Origin of the sequence: Bacteroides sedimenti, assembly GCF_040365225.1 — a bacterium.
Classification (GTDB): Bacteria; Bacteroidota; Bacteroidia; order Bacteroidales; family Bacteroidaceae; genus Bacteroides; species Bacteroides sedimenti.
The window spans coordinates 2939808-2962907 of sequence record NZ_AP028055.1 but is presented as its reverse complement, the minus strand read 5'-3'; the positions used below and the strand labels follow the sequence as shown (position 1 = coordinate 2962907).

20 protein-coding genes and 1 pseudogene are annotated in these 23100 nt (G+C 38.3%); 9 read left to right on the top strand and 12 right to left on the bottom strand.

The genetic code is table 11. From position 1 onward, the window contains the following. Positions 1–108: 108 nt before the first annotated feature. The 7 genes from ychF to ABWU87_RS11865 all read left to right on the top strand — a co-directional run bounded on the left by ychF (position 109) and on the right by ABWU87_RS11865 (position 6247). Positions 109–1212 carry a redox-regulated ATPase YchF gene (gene ychF / locus ABWU87_RS11895; RefSeq protein ID WP_353330982.1) on the top strand — a complete coding sequence of 368 codons (1104 nt, stop codon included), beginning with the start codon at positions 109–111 and terminating at the stop codon, positions 1210–1212. A gap of 62 nt (positions 1213–1274) precedes the next feature. Further along, positions 1275–2186: a ketopantoate reductase family protein gene (locus ABWU87_RS11890; RefSeq protein WP_353330980.1), complete on the top strand. Its 912-nt coding sequence runs from the start codon at positions 1275–1277 to the stop codon at positions 2184–2186. 341 nt (positions 2187–2527) lie between these two features. Further along, complete coding sequence (locus ABWU87_RS11885) at positions 2528–3451, top strand: CsgG/HfaB family protein (protein WP_353330978.1); 924 nt, start codon at positions 2528–2530, stop codon at positions 3449–3451. Position 3452: 1 nt separating this feature from the next. After that, positions 3453–3791, top strand: coding sequence for a hypothetical protein (locus ABWU87_RS11880; RefSeq protein ID WP_353330976.1), 339 nt, complete (start codon positions 3453–3455; stop codon positions 3789–3791). Next, positions 3788–4138: a DUF4810 domain-containing protein gene (locus ABWU87_RS11875; protein WP_353330975.1), complete on the top strand. Its 351-nt coding sequence runs from the start codon at positions 3788–3790 to the stop codon at positions 4136–4138. Before ABWU87_RS11880 ends, ABWU87_RS11875 begins: the two co-directional genes overlap by 4 nt. Then, positions 4135–4818 carry a GNA1162 family protein gene (locus ABWU87_RS11870; protein WP_353330973.1) on the top strand — a complete coding sequence of 228 codons (684 nt, stop codon included), beginning with the start codon at positions 4135–4137 and terminating at the stop codon, positions 4816–4818. Before ABWU87_RS11875 ends, ABWU87_RS11870 begins: the two co-directional genes overlap by 4 nt. 247 nt (positions 4819–5065) lie before the next feature. Next, the gene (locus tag ABWU87_RS11865) at positions 5066–6247 is read left to right on the top strand and encodes a hypothetical protein (RefSeq protein ID WP_353330971.1); all 1182 of its coding nucleotides are present in this window, start codon (positions 5066–5068) and stop codon (positions 6245–6247) included. Positions 6248–6264: 17 nt separating this feature from the next. On the opposite strand, the gene queG is transcribed toward ABWU87_RS11865, so the two are convergent. From queG to ABWU87_RS11840, 5 genes are all read right to left on the bottom strand, one after another. Then, positions 6265–7185: a tRNA epoxyqueuosine(34) reductase QueG gene (gene queG / locus ABWU87_RS11860; protein ID WP_353330969.1), complete on the bottom strand. Its 921-nt coding sequence runs from the start codon at positions 7183–7185 to the stop codon at positions 6265–6267. After that, positions 7185–7793, bottom strand: a complete 609-nt coding sequence (locus ABWU87_RS11855; RefSeq protein WP_353330967.1) for a polysaccharide deacetylase family protein — start codon at positions 7791–7793, stop codon at positions 7185–7187. Before ABWU87_RS11855 ends, queG begins: the two co-directional genes overlap by 1 nt. A gap of 16 nt (positions 7794–7809) precedes the next feature. Then, positions 7810–11121 carry a protein O-mannosyl-transferase family gene (locus ABWU87_RS11850; RefSeq protein ID WP_353330965.1) on the bottom strand — a complete coding sequence of 1104 codons (3312 nt, stop codon included), beginning with the start codon at positions 11119–11121 and terminating at the stop codon, positions 7810–7812. 161 nt (positions 11122–11282) lie between these two features. Then, the gene (locus ABWU87_RS11845; protein WP_353330963.1) at positions 11283–12044 is read right to left on the bottom strand and encodes a metal ABC transporter ATP-binding protein; all 762 of its coding nucleotides are present in this window, start codon (positions 12042–12044) and stop codon (positions 11283–11285) included. Then, a complete protein-coding gene (locus tag ABWU87_RS11840; protein ID WP_353330961.1) occupies positions 12041–12910 on the bottom strand; it encodes a metal ABC transporter solute-binding protein, Zn/Mn family in 870 nt (289 codons plus the stop codon). Before ABWU87_RS11840 ends, ABWU87_RS11845 begins: the two co-directional genes overlap by 4 nt. A gap of 99 nt (positions 12911–13009) precedes the next feature. Between ABWU87_RS11840 and mnmD the strand changes: the two genes are divergently transcribed. Continuing rightward, entirely contained in the window at positions 13010–13732 is a 723-nt protein-coding gene (mnmD, locus tag ABWU87_RS11835) for a tRNA (5-methylaminomethyl-2-thiouridine)(34)-methyltransferase MnmD (protein ID WP_353330959.1), read from the top strand. A 4-nt stretch (positions 13733–13736) separates the two neighbouring features. On the opposite strand, the gene ABWU87_RS11830 is transcribed toward mnmD, so the two are convergent. The 7 genes and pseudogenes from ABWU87_RS11830 to miaB all read right to left on the bottom strand — a co-directional run bounded on the left by ABWU87_RS11830 (position 13737) and on the right by miaB (position 22336). After that, entirely contained in the window at positions 13737–14237 is a 501-nt protein-coding gene (locus ABWU87_RS11830) for a YqaA family protein (protein WP_353330957.1), read from the bottom strand. Next, positions 14225–15223 carry a hypothetical protein gene (locus ABWU87_RS11825; RefSeq protein WP_353330955.1) on the bottom strand — a complete coding sequence of 333 codons (999 nt, stop codon included), beginning with the start codon at positions 15221–15223 and terminating at the stop codon, positions 14225–14227. Before ABWU87_RS11825 ends, ABWU87_RS11830 begins: the two co-directional genes overlap by 13 nt. Before the next feature lie 3 nt (positions 15224–15226). Beyond that, entirely contained in the window at positions 15227–16495 is a 1269-nt protein-coding gene (gene purD, locus ABWU87_RS11820) for a phosphoribosylamine--glycine ligase (RefSeq protein WP_353334464.1), read from the bottom strand. Positions 16496–16511: 16 nt separating this feature from the next. Beyond that, positions 16512–18662 carry a S9 family peptidase gene (locus tag ABWU87_RS11815; protein ID WP_434533882.1) on the bottom strand — a complete coding sequence of 717 codons (2151 nt, stop codon included), beginning with the start codon at positions 18660–18662 and terminating at the stop codon, positions 16512–16514. A gap of 2 nt (positions 18663–18664) precedes the next feature. Continuing rightward, positions 18665–19828 (bottom strand): annotated as a pseudogene (locus tag ABWU87_RS11810) (THUMP domain-containing class I SAM-dependent RNA methyltransferase); the annotation flags it as partial. A gap of 10 nt (positions 19829–19838) precedes the next feature. Next, on the bottom strand, positions 19839–20738 hold the full coding sequence (epsC, locus tag ABWU87_RS11805; protein ID WP_353330953.1) for a serine O-acetyltransferase EpsC: 900 nt from the start codon (positions 20736–20738) through the stop codon (positions 19839–19841). A gap of 230 nt (positions 20739–20968) precedes the next feature. Further along, positions 20969–22336 carry a tRNA (N6-isopentenyl adenosine(37)-C2)-methylthiotransferase MiaB gene (gene miaB, locus ABWU87_RS11800; protein WP_353330951.1) on the bottom strand — a complete coding sequence of 456 codons (1368 nt, stop codon included), beginning with the start codon at positions 22334–22336 and terminating at the stop codon, positions 20969–20971. A 329-nt stretch (positions 22337–22665) separates the two neighbouring features. Between miaB and ABWU87_RS11795 the strand changes: the two genes are divergently transcribed. Next, entirely contained in the window at positions 22666–23085 is a 420-nt protein-coding gene (locus tag ABWU87_RS11795; RefSeq protein ID WP_353330949.1) for a hypothetical protein, read from the top strand. Positions 23086–23100 lie beyond the last annotated feature (15 nt).

Genomic DNA, 23100 nt, shown 5'->3' with positions numbered 1-23100 from the left:
TATTATTAATACTCAAGGTAAATGGTTAATCCTTTGTATTCACCCGAATAATTTGTACTTTTGCACCCTGAAAAAAGTTTGAATAACAACAAAATAACGATATAAAGAATGGCTTTACAATGTGGTATCGTCGGACTTCCCAACGTGGGAAAATCGACTCTTTTCAATTGCTTGTCTAACGCAAAGGCACAGTCTGCAAACTTTCCTTTTTGTACGATTGAGCCCAACGTGGGAGTTATCACTGTCCCCGATGAACGTCTAAATAAACTTGCCGAATTAGTTCATCCCCAGAGAGTTGTCCCAACTACTGTAGAAATTGTAGATATCGCAGGTTTAGTAAAAGGTGCAAGCAAAGGGGAAGGACTGGGAAACAAGTTCCTTGCAAACATTCGTGAAACAGATGCTATTATTCACGTTCTCCGTTGTTTTGACGATGACAACGTGGTGCATGTGGATGGAAACGTTAATCCAATTCGTGACAAGGAAATTATTGATTATGAACTTCAGCTGAAGGACCTGGATACAATTGATAGCCGCATTCAGAAAGTTCAAAAACAGGCTCAGACCGGCGGAGATAAGGTAGCCAAGATGACATACGAAGTGCTGATTAAGTACAAAGAGGCGCTTGAACAAGGAAAATCGGCCCGCACAGTTACTTTTGAGACAAAAGACGAACAAAAGATTGCCAAAGAACTGTTCTTACTTACTAGCAAACCGGTTCTCTACGTATGTAATGTAGATGAAGAAAGTGCTGTAAATGGAAATAAATACGTAGAAATGGTTCGTGATGCTACAAAAGATGAAAATGCTCAGTTGCTAATTGTTGCTGCCAAGATAGAATCTGAAATTGCAGAATTCGAAACGTACGAAGAGCGTGAAATGTTCCTTGGCGAGATTGGTTTGACAGAATCGGGTGTAGCAAGATTGATTAAATCAGCCTATAAATTACTGAATCTGGAGACCTATTTCACTGTCGGAGTTCAGGAGGTTCGGGCATGGACTTACCTGAAAGGGAGTAAAGCACCACAATGTGCCGGAGTAATTCATACTGACTTTGAAAAAGGATTTATCCGGGCAGAGGTAATTAAATATCACGATTTCATTGAACTGGGTTCAGAAGCAGCCGTAAAAGAGGCTGGGAAACTGGGTGTAGAAGGAAAAGAATATGTGGTGCAAGACGGCGATATCATGCACTTCCGATTTAACGTATAAAACCTGAAGGGTTGAAAACAGACAAACTGAATTTTCAACCCTTTTTTAATCAATAAAACAGAATGGTTACAAAGTATCTGATTATAGGGACTGGAGGAGTAGGCGGAAGTATAGCCGGCTTTCTTGCCTTAGGTGGACATGATGTGACATGCATTGCTAGAGGTGTACACCTTAAAGCGATGCAAGAGAATGGGATGAAGCTGAAATCAGGCCTGAAAGGAGAACATGTAGTACGGGTTAAAGCTTGTACTTCTGAGGAGTATAACGCCAAAGCCGATGTAATCTTTGTCTGTGTCAAGGGCTATTCAATTGATTCTATCACCGAACTGATTGAACGCGCATCTCATGAAGGCACTATAGTTATCCCAATATTGAATGTTTACGGAACCGGTTCGAAGATTCAACGCAAAGTGAAAAATGTGACTGTTCTAGATGGATGCATTTACATTGTAGGATTTGTTTCAGCACCAGGTGAGATCACTCAAATGGGAACTATATTCCGATTGGTGTTTGGAGCAAGGAAAGAAGATAATGTCCCTTATGAAAAGTTGCTGAAAGTGCAGAATGACTTGCAGGAATGCGGCATCAAAGCCCCAATTTCGGATGATATCAATCGAGACACATTCGTGAAGTGGTCATTCATCTCCGCTATGGCCTGCACCGGGGCATATTACGATGTACCGATGGGTGTATTGCAGCAGGAGGGCAAAGAACGGGATACATTCATCGGGTTATCTCGTGAAAGTGGAGCAATTGGTAAAGCTATGGGCATCAAATTCCAGGAAGACACTGTAACCTATAACCTGAAAGTACTTGATAAGCTGGACCCACACAGCACGGCTTCGATGCAAAAAGACATCAGCAAAGGGCACGAATCGGAAGTGGATGGGTTACTCTTTGATTTTATCACAAGAGGTGAAGAACTTGGAATCGAGACACCGACATATAGAAAAATTGCAGAAAAGTTCAGATAATACCACGAGCACATAATTACTTGTTTATATTTCCGATAGTTACCCGGATAAGAAAAAATGATTTCTTATCCGGGTATTTTATTAAAAATATATTCTCCTGTAACATGATTGAAAAAAGAAAAAATCATCCATTAAACAGCTGCTTACTCAAACGTAAATATAATCATAAATAAACAATTATCAGAGAAGGATAGCGGTTTCTTAGATAACCAGCATTAATATTAATCATCTAATATAATTTTAACATTTAGGTGTTATTAAAAGATAAATTTATTTATATATTTGCTTGGAATATATTATTCATTATTTTTTAAATAAGATGTTATTTAATTCAGATTACTATGAAAAAATTAATCTATTTCCTACTTATCTTTATTTGTACGCAACTAACTGTTTACGGGCAAAATAAGGTTACGGTTGTAGAACCTGAGTCCTCTGTAAAACAGCATGGAAAGTCACTGAAAAGAAAGGTTGCTATTTCACGGTTCTCCAATGAAACCCAGTATGCAAAAGGCCTATTTTATGACAAAGAGAATGACCCAATGGGGAAACAGGCTCTGGATATTTTGTCTGCAAAATTAGCAGCCTCCAACAAATTCATTTTATTGGAGCGGAGCGACCTGAATCAACTACTAAATGAATCTGCTAAATCGAATAATTCTTATCAGAATATTGGTGCGGATTATCTGATTATTGGTTCCATCACTGAATTTGGGCGTAAAAACATTGGAGATGTAAAAGTCTTCTCCACAAGTAAAACACAGATTGTGGAAGCAGCTGTCAGCGTTCGTTTAGTGGACGTTTCAACAGGATTAATTATTTATTCGGAAGAAGCTAAAGGAACCGCTGAACAAAAAACTAAGCAAACCCTTGGAGTGGGTGGAAGAGCCGATTATGATGCAACTCTTAGTGATAAGGCCATTTCAATGGCTATTTCCAAATTAGTGGAAAATATTATCAATAACTGTACAAACAGACCATGGAAATCCTATTTCCTGGCATATGACAATGATGCTATTCTTATTTCCGGAGGAAAAAGTCAAGGCTTAGAAGTTGGAGACATATTTATTGTGAAGGAAAAAGGAAAAACGGTAAAGAATCCTCAAACAGGATTGAGTGTTGAACTACCTGGGAAAAAAGTGGGAGAAGTTTCCATAACTATGACAGGGGGAGATACACCAGAAACAGAATACTCAGTTGTTAAATTCACTGATGGAGGTATAGATAAAACGAATCTGAATAACTATTATATTGAGGAGAAATAAAATGAAAACAAAACATATAGCATTATTCATATTGTGTATTTGCGCACTATTAACAAGCTGTAAAGTAGGAAATTACAGCCAGGAGAGAGGATTACCCGATCAGGCGTACCTGCTATTCGTTGCGAACGAAGCGTATGAAGGTGAGGTTCAGGTAACCGTTGACAATGAGACAACATTTAATGCCAAAGTAATCAAAGAAAAGAAAGGAACTATAAAAAGAGATCTATATGCAATAGCCAAAGGGAAAAGATATATCAAGGTATCATACAATGGCAAAGTTATTTACGAGAGAGAGATATTTGTTTCAGCACAGGAAACTAAAAAAATTCAATTACCATGAAAATAAAACTTATTTGTGCAGCTTGCAGTGTCGTTTTATTATGTGCTTGCACAGCAACTAATTCACTTTATTCCTGGAATAACTATGAGAACTCTTCTTATAACTATTTTAAGAAACAGACTCCTGAAAGTACACAGGCCTTATTAAAAACATATGCTAAAATAATAGAACAGCAAGACAGAGGCACTCGTAAAGTGGTTCCTCCAGGCACATATGCAGAATATGGGTTCCTGCTGGTTCAAAACGGGAAAAATGAAGAGGGATTGGCTATGCTGAAAAAAGAGATAGAAACATACCCTGAATCGAAGGTATTTATTGATAGAATCATTAAAATGGTAGAAAAATGAAAAGAATAATATATTTCACCTTATGCCTTCTCCTGCTTGCTTCATGTGGAGAAACGAAGAAATTTACACGCAGCGAGAATTATCCTAAAATGTATGAAGAAAAACCAACGTGTATTCTCATAATGCCTCCAATAAATAAAACTGTCAATGTGGAAGCCAAAGAATACTTTTACACCTCGCTGGCAATGCCACTATGTGAAAAGGGATATTACACAATCTCTCCTTTCCTAGCGATGGAGATGTTTAAAAGCGAAAGTGCTTACGATTCCGAAATGTTCATTGAAGGAAGTTTAAGCAAATTTCGTGAGGTATTCGGAGCTGATGCTGCCCTCTTCACAATTATCAATCGATGGGAAAAATCCACATTAGGAAACACCATTACAGTAGATATTGAATATTTCCTGAAATCAACAACTAACAATGAAATCCTCTTCAACAGGAAAGGAACACTGACGGTGGATCTAAGCATTAACTCAGGAAGCGGAGGTCTTTTAGGAGCTTTAGTGGACATGGCAGCTTCCGCTATAGCAACGGCATCAACCGACAAAGTGGTTGCAGCAAGAAGATGCAACACTTTTTCACTCTTTGATTTACCTGACGGCAAATATAGAAACACCTTCGGTACAGATCAAAATACACCGGCAAGTGGAAAGGAGTTTAAAGCCACTGTAAAAAAATAAAGATGGTCAAAAGTTAAATTATAACTTATCATTTAACCAAGACAATACAACTATATGAGAACCATTCCCAAACTATTTTGTAGCTAAGGAATGGTTCTTAGTTATTGAAAATTATACTTTAAATATGGTTAGTTGAGAGAATTTACTTAACACCCCACATATATCAATGAGTAAATCAACAATAAACAATTAGCTATAGCAAAAAACATTATTTGAGATTAAAACCCATTCCTAATTTTTAGTTATTATGAAAAAAACAATATTTACTTTCATTGGACTTTTACTATTTATTAATATAACAGCCAAGAGTGCAAACATAGAATGGAAATCAGGCAAAATCATTACCAATCAAGGCGACACGATACATGGAACGCTTGGCTATCGCAATGGAGTAGGTGATTGGAGCAAATGTATATTCAAAGAAAACACATCTGACCCTGCCAGTACTTATATGCCCAATCAAATAAAAGGATATATATATGATTCGGGAGCATACTATGAATCAATAATTCTAAAAATAAATGGACTAGAAATCAAATGTTTTGCTGAGTGTCTGGTTAAAGGAACCATCAGTTTATATTATCTTGAAAAGAATGAAAGAGAAGAATTCGAATCTTACTATTCCTTAAATGCATTAGATGGGAAATCAGCTCCTATTCCCGCAGAGTCTAAGTCTTACAAACATAGAGAAAAAATTAAAAGGACACTTTGGGCTATTTTCAATTTCAATCCTAAAATGGAAGAGTATATAAAAAAGATGGATTATTCTCGCTCTTCATTTGTAGATTTATTCAAGAAATATCATGATTTAACTTGTTCTGAATCTGTATGTATTACCTATCAAGAGCCCAAATATAAGTCCAAATTTTATATCACACCATACATAGGAGCACAATTAAATATGACTCATTATAATGCCAGCGTGGAAAAAGAAAGTTCGAAGATAAACAATTACACACCATTATTAGGGGTAAATTTTCAAATGAACCTTAATAAAAAAAGTGACCGTAAAAAATTAAATTTTGGGTTAAATGTTAGCCAAATAAAAATGGGGCATGATAAAGAACCTGTATTTATTGAAGATTTTAAAGCAATTCAAATTGCAAACAATATTGGGGCAGAATTTCAGTTAATGGGACACAAAATACGCCCATTTTTCGAGATAGGACTTGCACAGTTCCTAGTTTTCGACATACAAAACAAGAACAATACTGTACTGAAAAATCCTATTACTGGAGATGACGATTTCTATTTTAAAAAAACACCATTCGACACATATAGTCTTGGATATTACTTGAGTTCAGGTATCATAATTCCATTGAAAAATGATAGAGCAATTCCTATAAAGATGACTTTTGCTAAGTATGTCTTTGGTGCACAAAACGACAACATAAATCTATCAATAGGATATACTTTCCGATTAAGGTAATAGCACTTTACCATCAGCTATTCTGGTTGTATTGCTTTAAAATTTCGCATTAAACCATCGTACTTCGCTCGCTTAACCGCAGAGCCTTTGAATAGAGTACGATATTGCTCAACTGTTAAGCCTGCCCAATCTGATCTCTCCATTAAAAGAAATGCCTTTGAAGGCTGAAAATCAGGGATTAGATTGGGAGTGGCAAAGCGGTTCCAAGGACAACATCGCTGGCAGTCGTCACAACCATAAAGATGATCCCCTATCTTGGAAGCAAATTGAGCCGAAATTTCGCCTTTATTCTCAATGGTAAGGTAAGAAATGCATCGGTTTGCATTTAGTTCATATGGAGTCTCTAATGCATTTATAGGGCAGCTATCAAGGCAACGTTGGCAGTTTCCGCATCGATTTTCCATTGGAGTGTCATATTCCAGTTCAACATCCAGAAAAATCTCCCCTAAAAAGAAATAGGAACCAGCATGAGGAATAATCAACTGAGTATTTTTACCTATCCATCCCAAACCGGCCTGTTGTGCCCAATAGCGTTCTAGGACCGGAGCAGTATCACAAAAAACTCTTCCGTATACGGGCAACTGCCCATTGATAAAATCGAAGAGTTTTTTAAGGCGATCTTTCATCACTTCATGATAATCCTGGCCATAGGCATAATAAGCAAACTGGAGCTGATCTTCTCGCAATTTTTGAGAAGGATAGTAATTAAGTGCCAGCGAGATAATGCTTTTTGTTCCTTCAACCAATAAACAAGGTTCGCATCGTTTATCCAAGTGATTGGTCATATAAGACATCCCGGCATGATTCTCGTTTGCCAGCCACTCTTCAAGGTGTCTCTTATTCTCACCAACAAATCCAGCGCGTGCTATACCACAAGCAAAAAAGCCGAGGCGGCAGGCTTCGGCTTTAATTTTTTTGGAAAGTTCTATTCTATCCATTATAATAATTTAAACTGATACCCCTGTTCCTGCAGCCATTCAATGGCACGAGGCAAAGCATATTTCATGTTTTGCTCGGACTTCAGGGAATCATGAAATGTAATGATGGACCCATTGCGAACATACCGCTTAACTTTGTTTAAAACCTGGCGCCCATTCAATTTATTACTATAATCTCGTGTTACAAGATCCCACATTACAATTTTATATCTTTTCCGTAACGTATAATACTGATGAGCTCTCATATGCCCATGAGGCGGACGAAACAGATTTGAATGAATCAGTTCATTTGCCTTTTCTGTATTTGCCAGATAATTCTTCGTTAGGTATTCAAACCCTCTGATGTGGTTAAAAGTATGATTCCCTACCCGATGTCCACGATCTAGAATCATTTTAAACTCTTCCGGGTGTTTTCTCACATTATCACCCACCAGAAAAAAAGTGGCTTTAACACCGTATTTATCCAGCAAATCTAATACCCAGGGAGTAATCTCGGGAATGGGTCCGTCGTCGAAAGTCAGATAAACTGCTTTCTCTTTCGGATCCATTCTCCAGATTGCCCCGGGATAGAGAGTTCTTACCAGCCTTGGAGGTTGTTCAATAAACATCTTCTATATTTCCTTTTTATCGGGCACCACCTGTTCTCATGGAATAAGCGGAATATAATGTTTCAAACCTTCTCGAATACTCTTGAAGCAAAGGAGATTGTTTGGCTTTAAGCGCTTTATTAATTTCATCCAGAATGTATAAATGATAAAGGCAATCCTGGTTGCTTGTTGCCAGCAATCTGTCGTTGAAGCTGAGATACCAGTTCACATACTGATAAGATTTAGCGGCCAGATCTTTCAGAATTTTTTCAGCTTTATCTTTCTGACCAAGATCTATGTAGGCTTCAGCCATATCAAGCGAACCGCTTTGGTAATCATGAGGAACGCAGTTCGTAGGAATCACTTTGGCTGCATAATCGAGCATCTTTAATGCTTTATCTTTTTTACCTTCTTTGAGCAATTGTGTAGCTGTCTGAGCAAAAAGACGACGGTGTGAATAACACATTCTCATATGGTTCTCATCAAGGTAAACCTTTGGATTATCCATTCCTCCCCATTTGAATTTATGCATTATATTATCGTACATCTTTTCACTGTCAATTCGTGCCCCTAGTTTAGTTGTGTTAAATGGCGTGATACGATAAACCAACCCTTCCTGACAGAAGTTGTTAGCAAAGCAAAGGTGGTTCTCAGAACCGACGGAGATAGCCATATAAACAGGACGTGACCAGTTGCATTTATCAATCATCTCAAGCATCATCAGCTCAGATTTACTTATCCCCCGTTTACCTTTTAAGGAAAGTGTCATATAATCGGGAATTTCTCCATTCAAAGAGTCAGGAATCATCATGCCCGACCGTTTTATGGCTTCCTTATCCAGTTTAATTACAATACTGTCAGTCGGAATAATCTTAAGATCTTCTTTATCAGAACGCACCCAATACTTCAGAATATTTTTTAATTCGAACGGATTTTCGCCGAAATTCTTTTTAGCTTCCACAGGATTGCTCTTATAGAGAGAAAGAATGGTTTCTTTTACTTCCGGACGAATCTGGATGTATTCGTTAGCACCTGATACATACTCCGGACGAGTCCAAGTAATGGGAACAGAAGGCGAATTATAAGCCGGGCGTTTCATTTGATCAATATACCAATCTGTTTGCAGATAGCTAAGATTACAAACACGAACATCGGTCCTGAATCCTTCAGTCTCCTGATTGTACCACAATGGGAAAGTATCGTTGTCTCCGTTAGTGAAAATAATCGGATTATTCTTTTCCTGACAAGACATCAGATAGTTCTGGCCAATGTCACGACAAGCATAACGACCTGAACGATCGTGATCGTCCCAAGTTTGTCCAGCCATCTGAATAGGCACCAGTAAGCAAGCCACTGAAGCAATGATAGCTGAAGGAAGCTCACCAAGTTTTTTGCTAAGCATTTTAATTAAGCCGGCAACCCCCATACCTATCCAGATTGCAAATGCATAGAACGATCCTGCGTATGCATAGTCTCGTTCACGAGGCTGACTCGGAGTTTGGTTCAGGTAGATTACAATGGCAATACCAGTCATAAAGAAAAGGAAGAAGACTACCCAGAATCCCTGAATGCCTTTTTGACCGCGATAAGCCTGGAACAAAATACCAATGATTCCTAGCAGTAAAGGCAGGCAGTAATATATATTATGACCTTTGTTATTTGCCAGTTCATCAGGTAGCTTAGACTGATCGCCAACTAATGCATTATCTATAAATTTAATACCGGTAATCCAGTTACCGTGTTCAATTTCACCCGAACCTTGGATATCGTTTTGTCTTCCTGCAAAGTTCCACATAAAATAGCGCCAATACATAAAGTTCATTTGATATGAGAAGAAGAACTTTATGTTTTCCCATTGTGTGGGCATATTCACCATAACCATCTCACCACATTGGTCATAAGGAACGTCATATCCTTCTATTTTTTCCCAGTTCTTATACATTGACTCGTGTGCACTACTGTACATACGTGGGAAAAGCATTTTCTGAGCATACACATAGTCCTGCTGTCTGCCTGTGATGATATATTGATCTTTTTCATTCGGAGAATTTTTATCTTTTCTCGAATAGACAGGTGCGCCCTCTTCAATAACAGGAGAACAGTAACCATCTTTCGTTTCAAGTTTCACCTTAGATGAATAAGCCTGTCCATAGAATAAGGGACGGGTTCCATACTGCTCTCTACCCAGATAACTTCCCAAAGTGAAAATATCCTCAGGTGAATTCTGATCCATTGGAGTATTGGCAGTTGAACGGATTACAATCAGAGCATAAGAAGAGTATCCCACCATAATCATCATGATGCAGAGCAGTGAAGTATTCAATGTACGGGCACTAATCTGATATTTCTGTTTAATAGCTTTACTAAATAGATAAAAGGAAAGAGCTCCAAGCACAATAACGCCAATCAGAATACTAGAGCTGCCGTATCCATAGAAAGGAATACCCAGTAGGGCTACAGTAGCCAGGAATGAGAGTTTCATTCTTGTCGGATTCTTTTCCACATACGATTCATAAACTCCCCAGAAAATAGCTGAAGCAAGAACTATGATATAAAAAATCACTCCTGAGTTAAATGGTAAACCAAAGTTATTTACGAATAAAAGCTCAAACCATCCGCCCACTTTGACAAAACCTGGTACGATACCATACAGAACAAGACCTACTAGTACCATTGAGCCTAATAGGGCCAGCAAAGATCCTTTGGCATTAGCGTTAGGATTTTTCTTGTAATAGTAAACCAGTACAATAGCAGGAATACATAACAGGTTTAACAAATGCACTCCAATTGACAAACCGGTAAGATAGGCAATTAATACCAACCAACGATCTGAATGAGGTTCATCAGCGACTTCTTCCCATTTAAGAATCAACCAGAATACAACAGCTGTAAACAGTGATGAATAAGCATATACTTCACCTTCTACAGCGCTGAACCAGAATGTATCAGAGAAGGTATACACCAAAGCCCCAACAAGTCCGCTACCCATAATGGTAATCAACTGGCTAAGTCTGGGCTTTTCATCTTCCTTTAAAATCAGTTTTCTAGTCAAATGTGTGATAGTCCAGAAAAGAAACATGATACAAGCAGCACTCATCAGAGCTGACATCGTATTAACCATACGAGCAACCATCGCAGGATCTTTCACAAACTGAGTAAAGAAGTTAGCTGTCAGCATGAAAAAAGGCGCACCGGGAGGGTGTCCCACTTCCAACTTATAACTCGATGTAATAAACTCGCCGCAATCCCAGAAACTGGCAGTGGGCTCTATTGTCAGGCAATAGACAACGGCAGCAATAACAAATGATAGCCAACCCATCAGGTTGTTCACTAACTTGTACTGTTTCATCTAATTTAAATATATGTTTATATTGTTATGTACGATCGGCAAAGATAGAAAACTTTAACGAAATCCATGCATCCAACGCTTGTTTTCAGTCTATTAGGAAAGCGAAAACAGTTTTTTTATAGTTTTTAATAAAATAGTTAATATCGATAAATTTACTTATCCTATACGTGCTGATGTTTTTTAATAATACGGTGAGGAAGTTCTCCATGCCCAAGCAATTCAATGGGACACTCAAATTTCTCTTCCAACCACTCAGCTGTGACTTCTGCTCCCGGATGATAATCAAGTGTTTCATTCACACATGCAATAGTTTTTACATTGCTTACCACAGTACCAATATCATGCGAAACCAGAATGATAGCTCGTTCTTTATTTATTTCAGACAATATTTCATAAAGCCTGCTTTCAAAACGTTGATCAATATAGGTATTGGGCTCATCAAGAATTACTACTTCAGGATTTGAAACTATGGCACGTCCCAGTAATGCACGCTGAATCTGTCCACCAGAAAGCTGCCCGATGGCTTTCTTTTCTTTTCCCTGCAAACCCATTCTTTTAATAATCTCTCCTACCCGATCATGGTGTTCAGAAGAAAAGGGCTTGAACATCGATTTCTTTCTGCTTAAACCAGAAAGAATAACATCGTAGACTGATATAGGAAACTTCTTATCAATTGCATTATATTGTGGAAGATATCCCATCATTATCTCTTCAACAGGCTTACCTTCCCGAAAAAAATGAATTTCGCCTTCAAGAGGCTTTAGTAAACCCAGAATCACCTTAATCAGTGTGGTCTTTCCACCCCCGTTTGGACCAATAATACCCAGAAAATCGTTCTCATATACGGTTAGACAGACATCACGCAGTACTTTTTTGTGATCATAGCCTGCTGATAAGTTTTCTATTTCAATAACTTTATTCATTTTCTTAAGGCTTGAGCTATGCGAATCATTTCACCTTCCCAATCATATGATAATGGATTGATGCGTACAATTCTACTTCCGGTTTCTTTTGCAACAAGTTCCGCATTACTCATATCAAACTCTTGTTGTACAAAAATTACTCTGACCCCCTCCTTTTTACAGGTTTGGATCAGCTCCTTCAAATGAGCTGGAGAAGGTTCCTTTCCTCCCTCTTCAATGCATATCTGATGCAGGCCATAGTCACGTGCAAAATAGGCAAGTGCAGGATGATAAATCATGAAAGCCTTATCCGCATCTTTCAGAATAATTTTGAGAGTATCGTCTAATGTATTTATTTTACGTTTAAAATCAGCACATCTCATTAGATAGTAATCTTTATTATTTTTATCAAGAGAACATAATGCCTTACATGTATTATCTACAATTATCTGTGCATTGACGGTTGAATTCCAGATATGAGGGTCAATACCACTAGAGTTATGCTGATGACCGGCATCATGATTATGGTGATGTGTATCAGAAATTAGTTTAACTCCAGTTGATGAGTCAAAAACAATCATATTAGGAGCATTCTCTTTCAGGCGATCGAACCAGGTTTGCTCAAATCCAATATAACCAATCCGGAAGTAGGCTTTGCTATTTCCCAAAGAAACTAATTGAGCTGGTGTAGGATCATAACTTTCTGGGCTGCTTCCTTTAGGAACCATGCTTACTACAGAAAACTTATCGCCAGCAATCTGCTCAACAAAGAAGCGATGTGGTTCTATTGTCACCGTAATTATCATTTTATCCTGTTTAGCTTTATTAGTACAACCAATCAAGCATATACCTAACAATAAAGAGAGTATAATGAATCCTTTTTTCATAATCCAGTTACTTTGCATTATATGCAAAAGTAATTATAATTATTGATTGTAGAAGGAAAATCCTTACCTTTGTTGACTAATACATATCGTTATAGTTTAATGGAACCAAAGAAACAATCGCTCTCATCCAGGATTGAGATTACTGCCGACGGAAGCCACACCCTTTTTGTTCCCTCAATGGATGAGCATTACCACTCAGTTAACGGAGCACTTACAGAAGCTGAACATATCTATATAAATTATGGATTGAAGAAGAGCAAAGCATCACCCGTTCATGTTCTGGAGATTGGTTTTGGTACTGGATTAAATGCATTTCTTACTTTAATTGAAGCCGGAAGAATTAATAAAAAAGTAACTTATACAAGCCTGGAACTTTATCCACTATCTATCGAAACAATCTCGCAATTGAATTATCCAGAGACCATTTGTCCTGAACATAAAAGTCTTTACTATAATCTGCATCAAGCTTCATGGAATATTCCTTGTGAAATTACACCCAATTTTACCTTACTAAAACTAAATGTGGATTTTACTCGTCTTCCAAATTCTGAAGAGATAAAACAATGGCAACCAGGGATTTTCAATAATGAGAAAATCGGTTACGATGTGGTTTACTTTGATGCTTTTGCACCCGAAAAACAACCTGATATGTGGAATCAGCAACTGTTCAATATACTTTATGCTAATATGAACACCGGCGGAATCCTGATGACCTATTGCGCCAAAGGAGTGGTTAGAAGAATGCTCCAAACTTCAGGGTTTACCGTGGAAAGATTACCTGGCCCTCCCGGAAAAAGAGAAATATTAAGAGCTACTAAATAAGGTGTTAGCCAAATAGCTGCGCCCAGAGAGATGTTATACCATCTACCGCAAAAATAAAACAATAGGCAATAATGGCATACCGGAAAAGTTTGCCTAGAAACATAGAACTAACAGTCAGGGGCTGGTTGCTACGCATAAAACCGAGTGCCATTGAAATAACTTCACCAAAAGCAGGCAAGAATGCAAAGAATGCCATCAATGCCCCTTTTCCCTGAAGAAATTTCTGCATCTTTTCAATCTTGGCATGTTTCACCTTGAAATATTTCTCCGCCCATTCTATCTTTCCCATATAGCCGATGTAATAGCAACTCATCCCTCCAACAGTATTTCCCAATGTGGCCCAAAAAACAGAATAGAAAGGATCGAGGCCCATTTTTATCAATACAACAAGCACTACCTCAGAACTAAAAGGAACAATGCTTCCAGCCAACATAGCAGAGATAAACAGACCTGGATACCCCCAATCAATAAAAAGCTGCTGTACAGCAGAAACTATAGCGTCCATAAATTAAAACCAAGAAGGGCACCTAAGCCGATTAATGAAAAAAGAAAAAATAGATTTGAAGCCTTACTGTGAGTCAATACAAAAAAGTGGCCAACCAAAAAACTGAAACTTACCAAAAACAATGGGAAAATAGTAATAAAATGCTGAGGTTGTAAAATAAGTCCTACAGCCAAAGAAATTCCAAGTAAAGAAAAGAAATTAAGATATGCTCTTGCACGGATTTTATCTTGCCACCCATTTATTAAGCTATGAGCCACAGCAACTAAAAACAAAAGAATTACATAACAAATTGTTGCTATCTGCCAACTCTTCAAAACTAGAAAATCAATCGGCGCAAAGTTGACCAACTCCATAAACGGATGATAAAACATATCGAGCCGATTAAAAATCAAGGCATACCCCAAAAGGAACCAATATGGAAAACTCAAGCCAATAATTCCGGCAAAAAAACTTCTAGGATTAAGCGATTGAAAATTATACGCACCAATCAGATATACCGGAACCAGGTATAAAAGCTGAGGAAAAATGAGGCTCCCCAAGCCCAGAAGCATCCAGGAATAAAAAATATCAGCAGAAGATCTTGATTGTTGATAAGAGCGATAAAGGAAAAAAAGCGAGCCTGAAACACACAAAGTAACAATTGTTCCTACATGCAATGTATACAACTCAGGGCAAACAGCTATTAATATTAGATAAAGAGAGGTCTGAATAGAGGCTCTCAGGCGTATTATTGCAAAAGCATTATTGAGTTCAATCAAGAAATATGCAATAAAAGCATATAAAATAAAATTAATAACAAGGCTCAACGGTTTACCCAGAAAGAAAGGTTCTATCAGTTGCCAAACAGGAGAGGATGATACTTTAAATACATCAACAGGTTTTATAATATACACTCCAATCCATATTGCAAGAGATAATATCATAACAACAGGTAAAACAAATCTACCTGCCGTTATTCTTTGTTGTATACGTTTCTTAGCTATCATCAGTTATAAATCAAAGCCAATGTCTGAACGAAAATACTTCTTTTCAAAATTAATCTGTTTTGCAACAGAGAACGATTGTGCTAAAGCTTCGTCTTTGCTAACTCCGTATGAGCTGATTGCCAGCACACGACCGCCATTGGTCACCACCTGTCCATCTTTCAGAGCTGTTCCAGCATGAAACACGATACTATCATTTACCTGGTCAAGTCCGCTGATTGGGAATCCTTTATCGTAATGCTCCGGATATCCTCCCGAAACAAGCATTACACTAACAGCTGCACGTGGGTCTTCTTCCAGCACTTTTTGATCTAGATTGCCGGCTGCAACACCCTCAAATAATTCTACCAAATCACTTTTTACACGTAGCATTACCGATTCAGTTTCCGGATCCCCCATTCGCACATTGTATTCTATCACCATAGGCTCACCTTTTACATTGATAAGTCCTAAAAAGATGAATCCCTTATAATCGATACCTTCCTGCAGTAATCCGTTGATTGTAGGACGAATGATTCGTTCATCTACTTTCTTCATCCATGCTTCGTCAGCAAACGGAACCGGAGAGACAGAACCCATACCTCCTGTATTAAGTCCTTTATCGCCTTCGCCTATGCGTTTATAATCTTTTGCAACCGGCAATACCTTGTAGCCTATACCATCACTCAGTACAAATACAGAGCACTCAATCCCGCTCAGGAACTCTTCAATAACCACAGTTGCACTTGCATCACCAAACATTCCGCCAAGCATCTCTTGCAACTCTTTTTTCGCTTCATCGAGTGTGTTCAGAATCAACACTCCTTTACCAGCGCAAAGGCCGTCGGCTTTCAATACATAAGGAGCCTGTAGTGTTTCAAGGAATTCTAGCCCTTCCTGCAAATTTGCCGCCGTAATACTTTTATATCCCGCTGTTGGGATGCCATGGCGCATCATAAAAGCTTTGGCAAATTCCTTGCTTCCTTCCAGCATTGCACCTTTTTTCGAAGGTCCAATTACCGGTATATTATTTAATTCTGTATCATTTTTAAAGAAATCGTATATGCCTTTAACTAAAGGGTCTTCAGGCCCAACAACGACCATATCTATTTCGTTCTTAAGAACAAAAGTCTTGATTGCTGAAAAATCATCAGCTCTCATTTCTACGTTTTCTCCCACATTGCTTGTTCCGGCGTTTCCCGGAGCAATATATAATTTCTCTACTTTTGGGCTTTGTGCAATTTTCCATGCCAATGCATGTTCTCTTCCTCCTGAACCTAATAATAAGAGTTTCATCATTTCAATCGATTAGTTATTTTAGAAAATTATCAAAGTACTGAGTCATTTTGACATTCAGGTGCACACGATCTTTACCTACAACACCATGTTCATGACCCGGATAAATAAATAAATCAGGATAAGTACCAGCATCAACACAAGCCTTGATAAAAGAGAATGTGTGTTGAGGAACACATGTTGGGTCAATTCCTCCGTGAATCATCAACAGATGTCCTTTCAGGTTACCAGCTTTCAGCTTCATGTTACACTCCTTGTAACCCTCCGGATTACTTTCAGGTGAATCCATATAACGTTCACCATACATTACTTCGTATAAGTTCCAGTCAATTACCGGGCCACCCGCAACACCGACTTTGAAAGTGTCTGGATAACGAAGCATCAGGTTGGTTGTCATGAATCCGCCGAAGCTCCATCCATGAACTCCTATTCTGTTGGCATCCACAAATGGCAGAGATTTCAAGAATTCCACCCCTTTCATCTGGTCTTTTGATTCAACTACACCCAACTGACGAAAAGTTGCCTGTTCAAATTCAAGTCCTCGGTTCTCACTTCCACGATTGTCAATGCTAAACATTACATATCCTTTTGAGGCCATATAGATTTCCCATCCGCGAGCTCCACCTAACCAGGTATTGTTAACTACTTGAGCATGAGGACCACCATAGACATAGATCACAGTAGGATATTTTTTTGTAGGATCAAAATCTACAGGTTTAATTAAGCGGTAATAAAGGTCGGTAATACCATCATCAGCCTTTATTTTACCCATTTCAATCTCCGGAGTTTTATATCCATCGTAAGGATTTGCTGCAGTGAGCAGATTTGTACTTTTAAGTTTATTTACATCAATGATATCTATACAGCGGGGTACTGCTGTCGATGTATAACGGTCTATCAGATATTTACCAGAAGCCGAAAGCAATGAATTATGGGTTCCTATTGCTTTTGTCAGACAAGTGCGTTTTCCGCTTTTAACATTCACCATGTAGATATGTTGTTCTAAAGGTGATCCTTCTGTTGAAGAAATATAAAGATTATCTCCCTTAGCATCAAATCCAAGAATATCTTTCACCAGCCAGTTTCCGCTAGTAAGTTGTTTAATCATCTTTCCATTAATATCATACAGATAAAGATGGTTGAATCCATCTCGCTGACTTTGATATATAAACTTACTATCATCCCCTTTCAAAAATACAATCGGGTGTTGAGGTTCCACATATTTGGGATTTGTTTCCTCAATCAGCATCTTTTCCTTTTTACCTGTCGCAACATTATATTTGAACAGCTGAGAATGATTTTGGTCACGATTCAGTTCAATAAAGTAGATGCTCTTTTCATCCGGCGCCCATGCAATATTTGTAAAATAACGATCTTTGGGATTACCGGCATTCAGATAGATTATCTTTCCGGTAGCCATATTATAAATGCCAATTGTCACTTCATGACTGGTCATTCCCGCCATCGGATATTTACCCGGATTGATAGTTTCTATTCGTGAGTCTATATTTTCAAAAGGATAATCAGCCACCATTCGTTCATCCATTCTGTAAAAAGCCAGGAAGTTGCCTTTAGGAGACCAGAAGGTTCCTTTATTAATGCCAAATTCATTGCGGTGCACGCTCTGTCCACAAACCACTCCCTGCGGCTCGTTTGTCACATTGATATTCTCACCTTTGGAATTGGTCACATAAAGGTTGTTATCAATTGTATATGCCACGGCACCATTCTCCTTACAGAAATCATTGTTGGCAGCTTTCTCCTTGGTTGTAACAACACTGGCAACATTATTCTTGTCAAAATCATAAAAGATACTCTTCTGAGGCATATCAATTTTCATGATTTTCTTATCTGCATATGGGAAGGAGACAGAATAGAAATGACGAATCTGTCCCAGGTTTTGCTCTTTTAACGACTTATTAACCTGATCAAGTGTCGCGATTATTGTCTCTTTCTTATTATCCGGATTTACAGAAATCAGTTTATCGATATCCGGTTTCATGCAAACATCGCCCCACCACTGTAATCCATAAATATTTTCCGGTACAAATGATGCATAATGAGCCCCTCCCGGAATCAGCTCATCCAGGGTAAATGTCTGATTTTGTGCTAGTGAACCTGCTGTCAATACAAAAGTAGCGATCAATGACATTATCAATTTTTTCATTACTTTTCTGTTAAGTTTTTCTTGAAATCTTTATACCTTCCTCCAAAAATCTGATACTTTCTGAATTCACATTCTAATGAACCGTTGTAGAGAGGTATTTTTCTTGAAGGTTTCAGCCCAATCTGTTCAAAGCAATCTTCCCGGTAACTTAATATCCATGCATCCTGATCAGTGAAAGCATGTTTCAAACGCTCACCAATCATCTGATATAACCCCAGAATGTCTCTGGTTGAAATTCGTTCACCATAAGGTGGATTCATCACAATAATTGATTGTTCTCTGGGTTTTTCAAATTGCTGGAATGGCTGCAGTTTCAACACAATTTCTTTGGATAGGCCTGCAGCTTTTACATTACGGATGGCAATCTCATGAGCAATAGGGTTATTATCATAACCAAACACCTTGTGGTTGAACTCACGTTCTTGTGAGTCATCATTATAGATTGAGTCGAACAATTCCTGATCGAAATCTTTCCATTTTTCAAATGCAAATTCTTTTCTAAAAACCCCCGGAGCAATATTACGGGCAATCAAAGCAGCTTCGATAGGTATAGTTCCCGAACCACACATCGGGTCTATCAAATCACATTGGCCATGCCATCCGGTCATCAAAATCATACCTGCAGCAAGAACTTCGTTCAGCGGTGCTTCCACAGCTTCCTGTCTATATCCTCTACGATGAAGAGATTCACCCGAAGAGTCAAGAGACAAAGTACATCTATTTTGTGCAATGTGAATATTCAAAAGAACATCCGGTTTATTGATTCTAACCGACGGCCGTTTTCCGCTTGCTTCCATAAAATAATCAACAATAGCATCTTTTACTTTGTATGCTACAAATTTTGAATGACGGAATTCATCACTGAAAACAACAGCATCAACGGCAAATGTATTATCTACACCCAGATAATCTTCCCATTGAATCTTTTTAATCTGAGCATATACTTCATCAGCATCTTTAGCAGTAAAATGTTTGATTGGTTTCAAAATGCGGATGGCAGTTCGTAAGCAGAAGTTTGCACGATACATCATCTCATTATCTCCCGTAAAGGAAACCATTCTGCGTCCTATTTGTATATTGTCCGCTCCAAGATTAGTCAGCTCTTCAGCCAGGACCTCTTCCAGCCCCTGAAAAGTTTTTGCTATAAGTTCAAATTGCATATATATCTTTTAAAATTTATTTTTTCGCTTTGCTTTGTACTATCCGTGCACCTGCAGGAACATCTTCCGTAACCCAGATATTTCCTCCTACTGTTGCCCCTTTGCCAATGGTAATACGTCCTAGAATTGTGGCATTGGAGTATACAATCACATCATCTTCCAGAATAGGATGACGAGGAATTCCTTTAATTGGCTTTCCATCTTCATCAAGCGGAAAACTTTTAGCGCCTAGGGTAACACCCTGATAGAGTTTCACGTTATTGCCTATTATGCTGGTTGCTCCGATAACCACCCCTGTGCCGTGATCAATTGTGAAATAGGAACCAATCTGGGCGGCCGGATGTATATCGATGCCGGTTTCAGAGTGAGCCATTTCAGTTATAATACGAGGAATGAGCGGTACATTCAGTTTCACCAGTTCGTGTGCAATCCGGTAGTTGGTTATCGCTCTGATAGCAGGATAACAACAAATCACCTCTCCATAACTCTGTGCTGCAGGGTCACCATTGTATGCCGCTTCCACATCGGTAGCTAACGTACGTCTCAACTGAGGGAAAGTACCTATTAGTTTTGCAGCAAGAACTGAAGCACGTTCCTGTTTGGTTTCAGTATCTTCATTGCATTCTTCTTCAGAGCTGAAACACAATCCGGCCATAATCTGCTTTGTAAGCAGGCCATATAATTTCTCAATATTTACTCCGATATGGTAACTGATAGTACGGCTGTTTACCGTTGAATTACCAAAGTATCCTGGGAAAAGGATTGCACGAGAAAGTTCAATAATATCTTGTAATATCTTTGCCGAAGGTAGAGGTTCTCCATCTTTATGCTGATGCATTAACCCTTTATATGATTCGCTTTCTGATAGCTCATCAACTGCTTGTGTCAGAATGTGAGTGAAATTCGTTGGACTCATAAGTCAATCCGTATATATAATTGGGGCAAAGGTAGAAATTATTGCCAAGATTACAATGAAATAGCCTTGAAAATCTTCCTATTAATGAGAGTTAACCGGCATGAATTAGACACCTGATAATCTTCCGAGGCATCAGAGGTAACTTCCTGAAAAGAAAAAGGAAAAAGAAACCGTTGTTCACTCACCAACAGAGGTTTATGAACAACGGCAAATATTGTGTAAATAATTAACTATTCAGCCAGTATACCTTTCAGCGTAGCCGAACTTGCTTCGGTGATTGTCACTTTCACAAAATCGCCAATCTTATAATTTTTGCGATCAAATACCACCACTCTGTTCTGTTCAGTTCTTCCAAAGAGCTGTTCACGTGAACGTTTGGATACGCCTTCCACCAAAACCTCATAAGTTTTACCTATGCAACGTTGGTTGCTTTCTGCCGAAAGTGTATTTTGTAGTTCAATAATTTCATTCAGGCGAGCTACTTTCACCTCTTCGGGAACATTATCTTCCAGATTTTTAGATGCATAAGTACCCGGTCTTTCAGAGTATTTAAACATAAATGCAGAATCATATCCACACTCCCTCATTAGAGAAAGAGATTCCTGATGGTCTTCTTCTGTCTCGGAATGGAACCCCGAGAATATATCGGTCGACAATCCGCAATCAGGAATAATCCGTTTGATGGCACTCACTCTTTCCAGATACCATTCGCGTGTATATTTACGGTTCATCAGTTTTAAAATCCGAGAACTTCCACTTTGAACAGGCAAATGGATGTGCTTACACACGTTAGGTACCTGCGCAATAACCTCCAGTGTTTCATCGCTCATATCCTTCGGATGAGATGTTGTGAAGCGAACACGCATTCCCGGAACTGTTTCAGCCACCTTACGTAGCAACATTGGGAAAGTGATTTGTGATCCCTCTTTTTCAAAACAGTAAGAGTTTACGTTTTGCCCCAAAAGTGTTACTTCTTTGTATCCTTTTGCTTCCAAATCCTTCACTTCATTAAGAATGCTCTCCACATCTCTGCTGCGCTCGCGTCCCCGAGTATAGGGTACGATACAATAGGTGCAGAAGTTGTTGCACCCACGCATAATAGAGACAAATCCCGAAATATGGTTTCCGCAAATACGCGAAGGAATCACATCACGATAAGTTTCAGTTGTCGACAAATCCACATTTATGGCTTTCTCGCCCGCCTCTACAGACGCGATCAGCTCGGGCAAAGTCAGATAAGCATCCGGGCCTACAACAAGGTCCACGTGATGATTCTCAATCAGGTCGTTTTTTACCCTTTCGGCCATACAACCCAATACCCCCACGATAAGATTCTTCTTTTTCTTCTTCAAAGAATGGAAAAACTCCAGGCGGTTGAGAATTTTCTGCTCGGCATTGTCACGAATAGAGCAGGTATTCATAAACACAGCATCGGCCTCTTCAAGGGTATCACATGCAGAATACCCTGCCATTTTCATTACTGATGCAATTACTTCACTATCTGCCACATTCATTTGGCAGCCATACGTTTCGATAAACAATTTCTTGTTTTCCAAAGCAGTTGCAGATTTAAAGTCTGCTCCTGTTAATTCATTCATAATTTATTAGTATTAAAATCCGACTGCAAAGATAGAAGTTCTTTGGCAAATGGAAGTGGGTAACGATCGATAAAAAAACGTATAAACTTACATTTAAATAGAAAAACATATAATTATTGTTAAGCACAAATATTTTTATATTCAAAATATTTTGCATTATTAAAAAATTTCACAAATTTGCAGATGTGAAAAGACTTTAAGTTTTTTCATGTTAAGGTTTAGGTTAAAAAAAATAAAGGGGAGCTGTGAAGCTGCCCTTTTTTCATACCAATATCTACTTACTATCAAATTAAATTCATATCTTTGGCAGACAAATATTTAGCAAGAATATGGAAGATGTTTTTCAGTACATAATTGTTGTCGCTGCGGTCATCGTAGCTATAGTAAGCAAAGTCCGCAAATTAAACATTGAAAACAGTAAGACTGACGTCAATCAGCCTGTTTTGAATCCGGATAAAAGAAAAGCCACAACTCCCATTCCTAATAATTGGGAAAAATGGTTTGAACCCGATGAAATTAAGGCAGCACCCCTAAAACAAGAACCTGTGGTTATTGCTCCCCGTTCAGAGAATATTCATACAGATTCCAACGTTAAAAATAAAATTACATCCAATAAAAAAGAATCTCGTAAAAATATAAATCAATTCAAGGAAGAAAATTCTGAATATCAAAGTGAAATTCAGTTGCAATCCATTGAAGATGTCCGTCGTGCCATTATCTATTCCGAGATTATCCAAAGAAAATATTAAATATCAGTTTCGAAA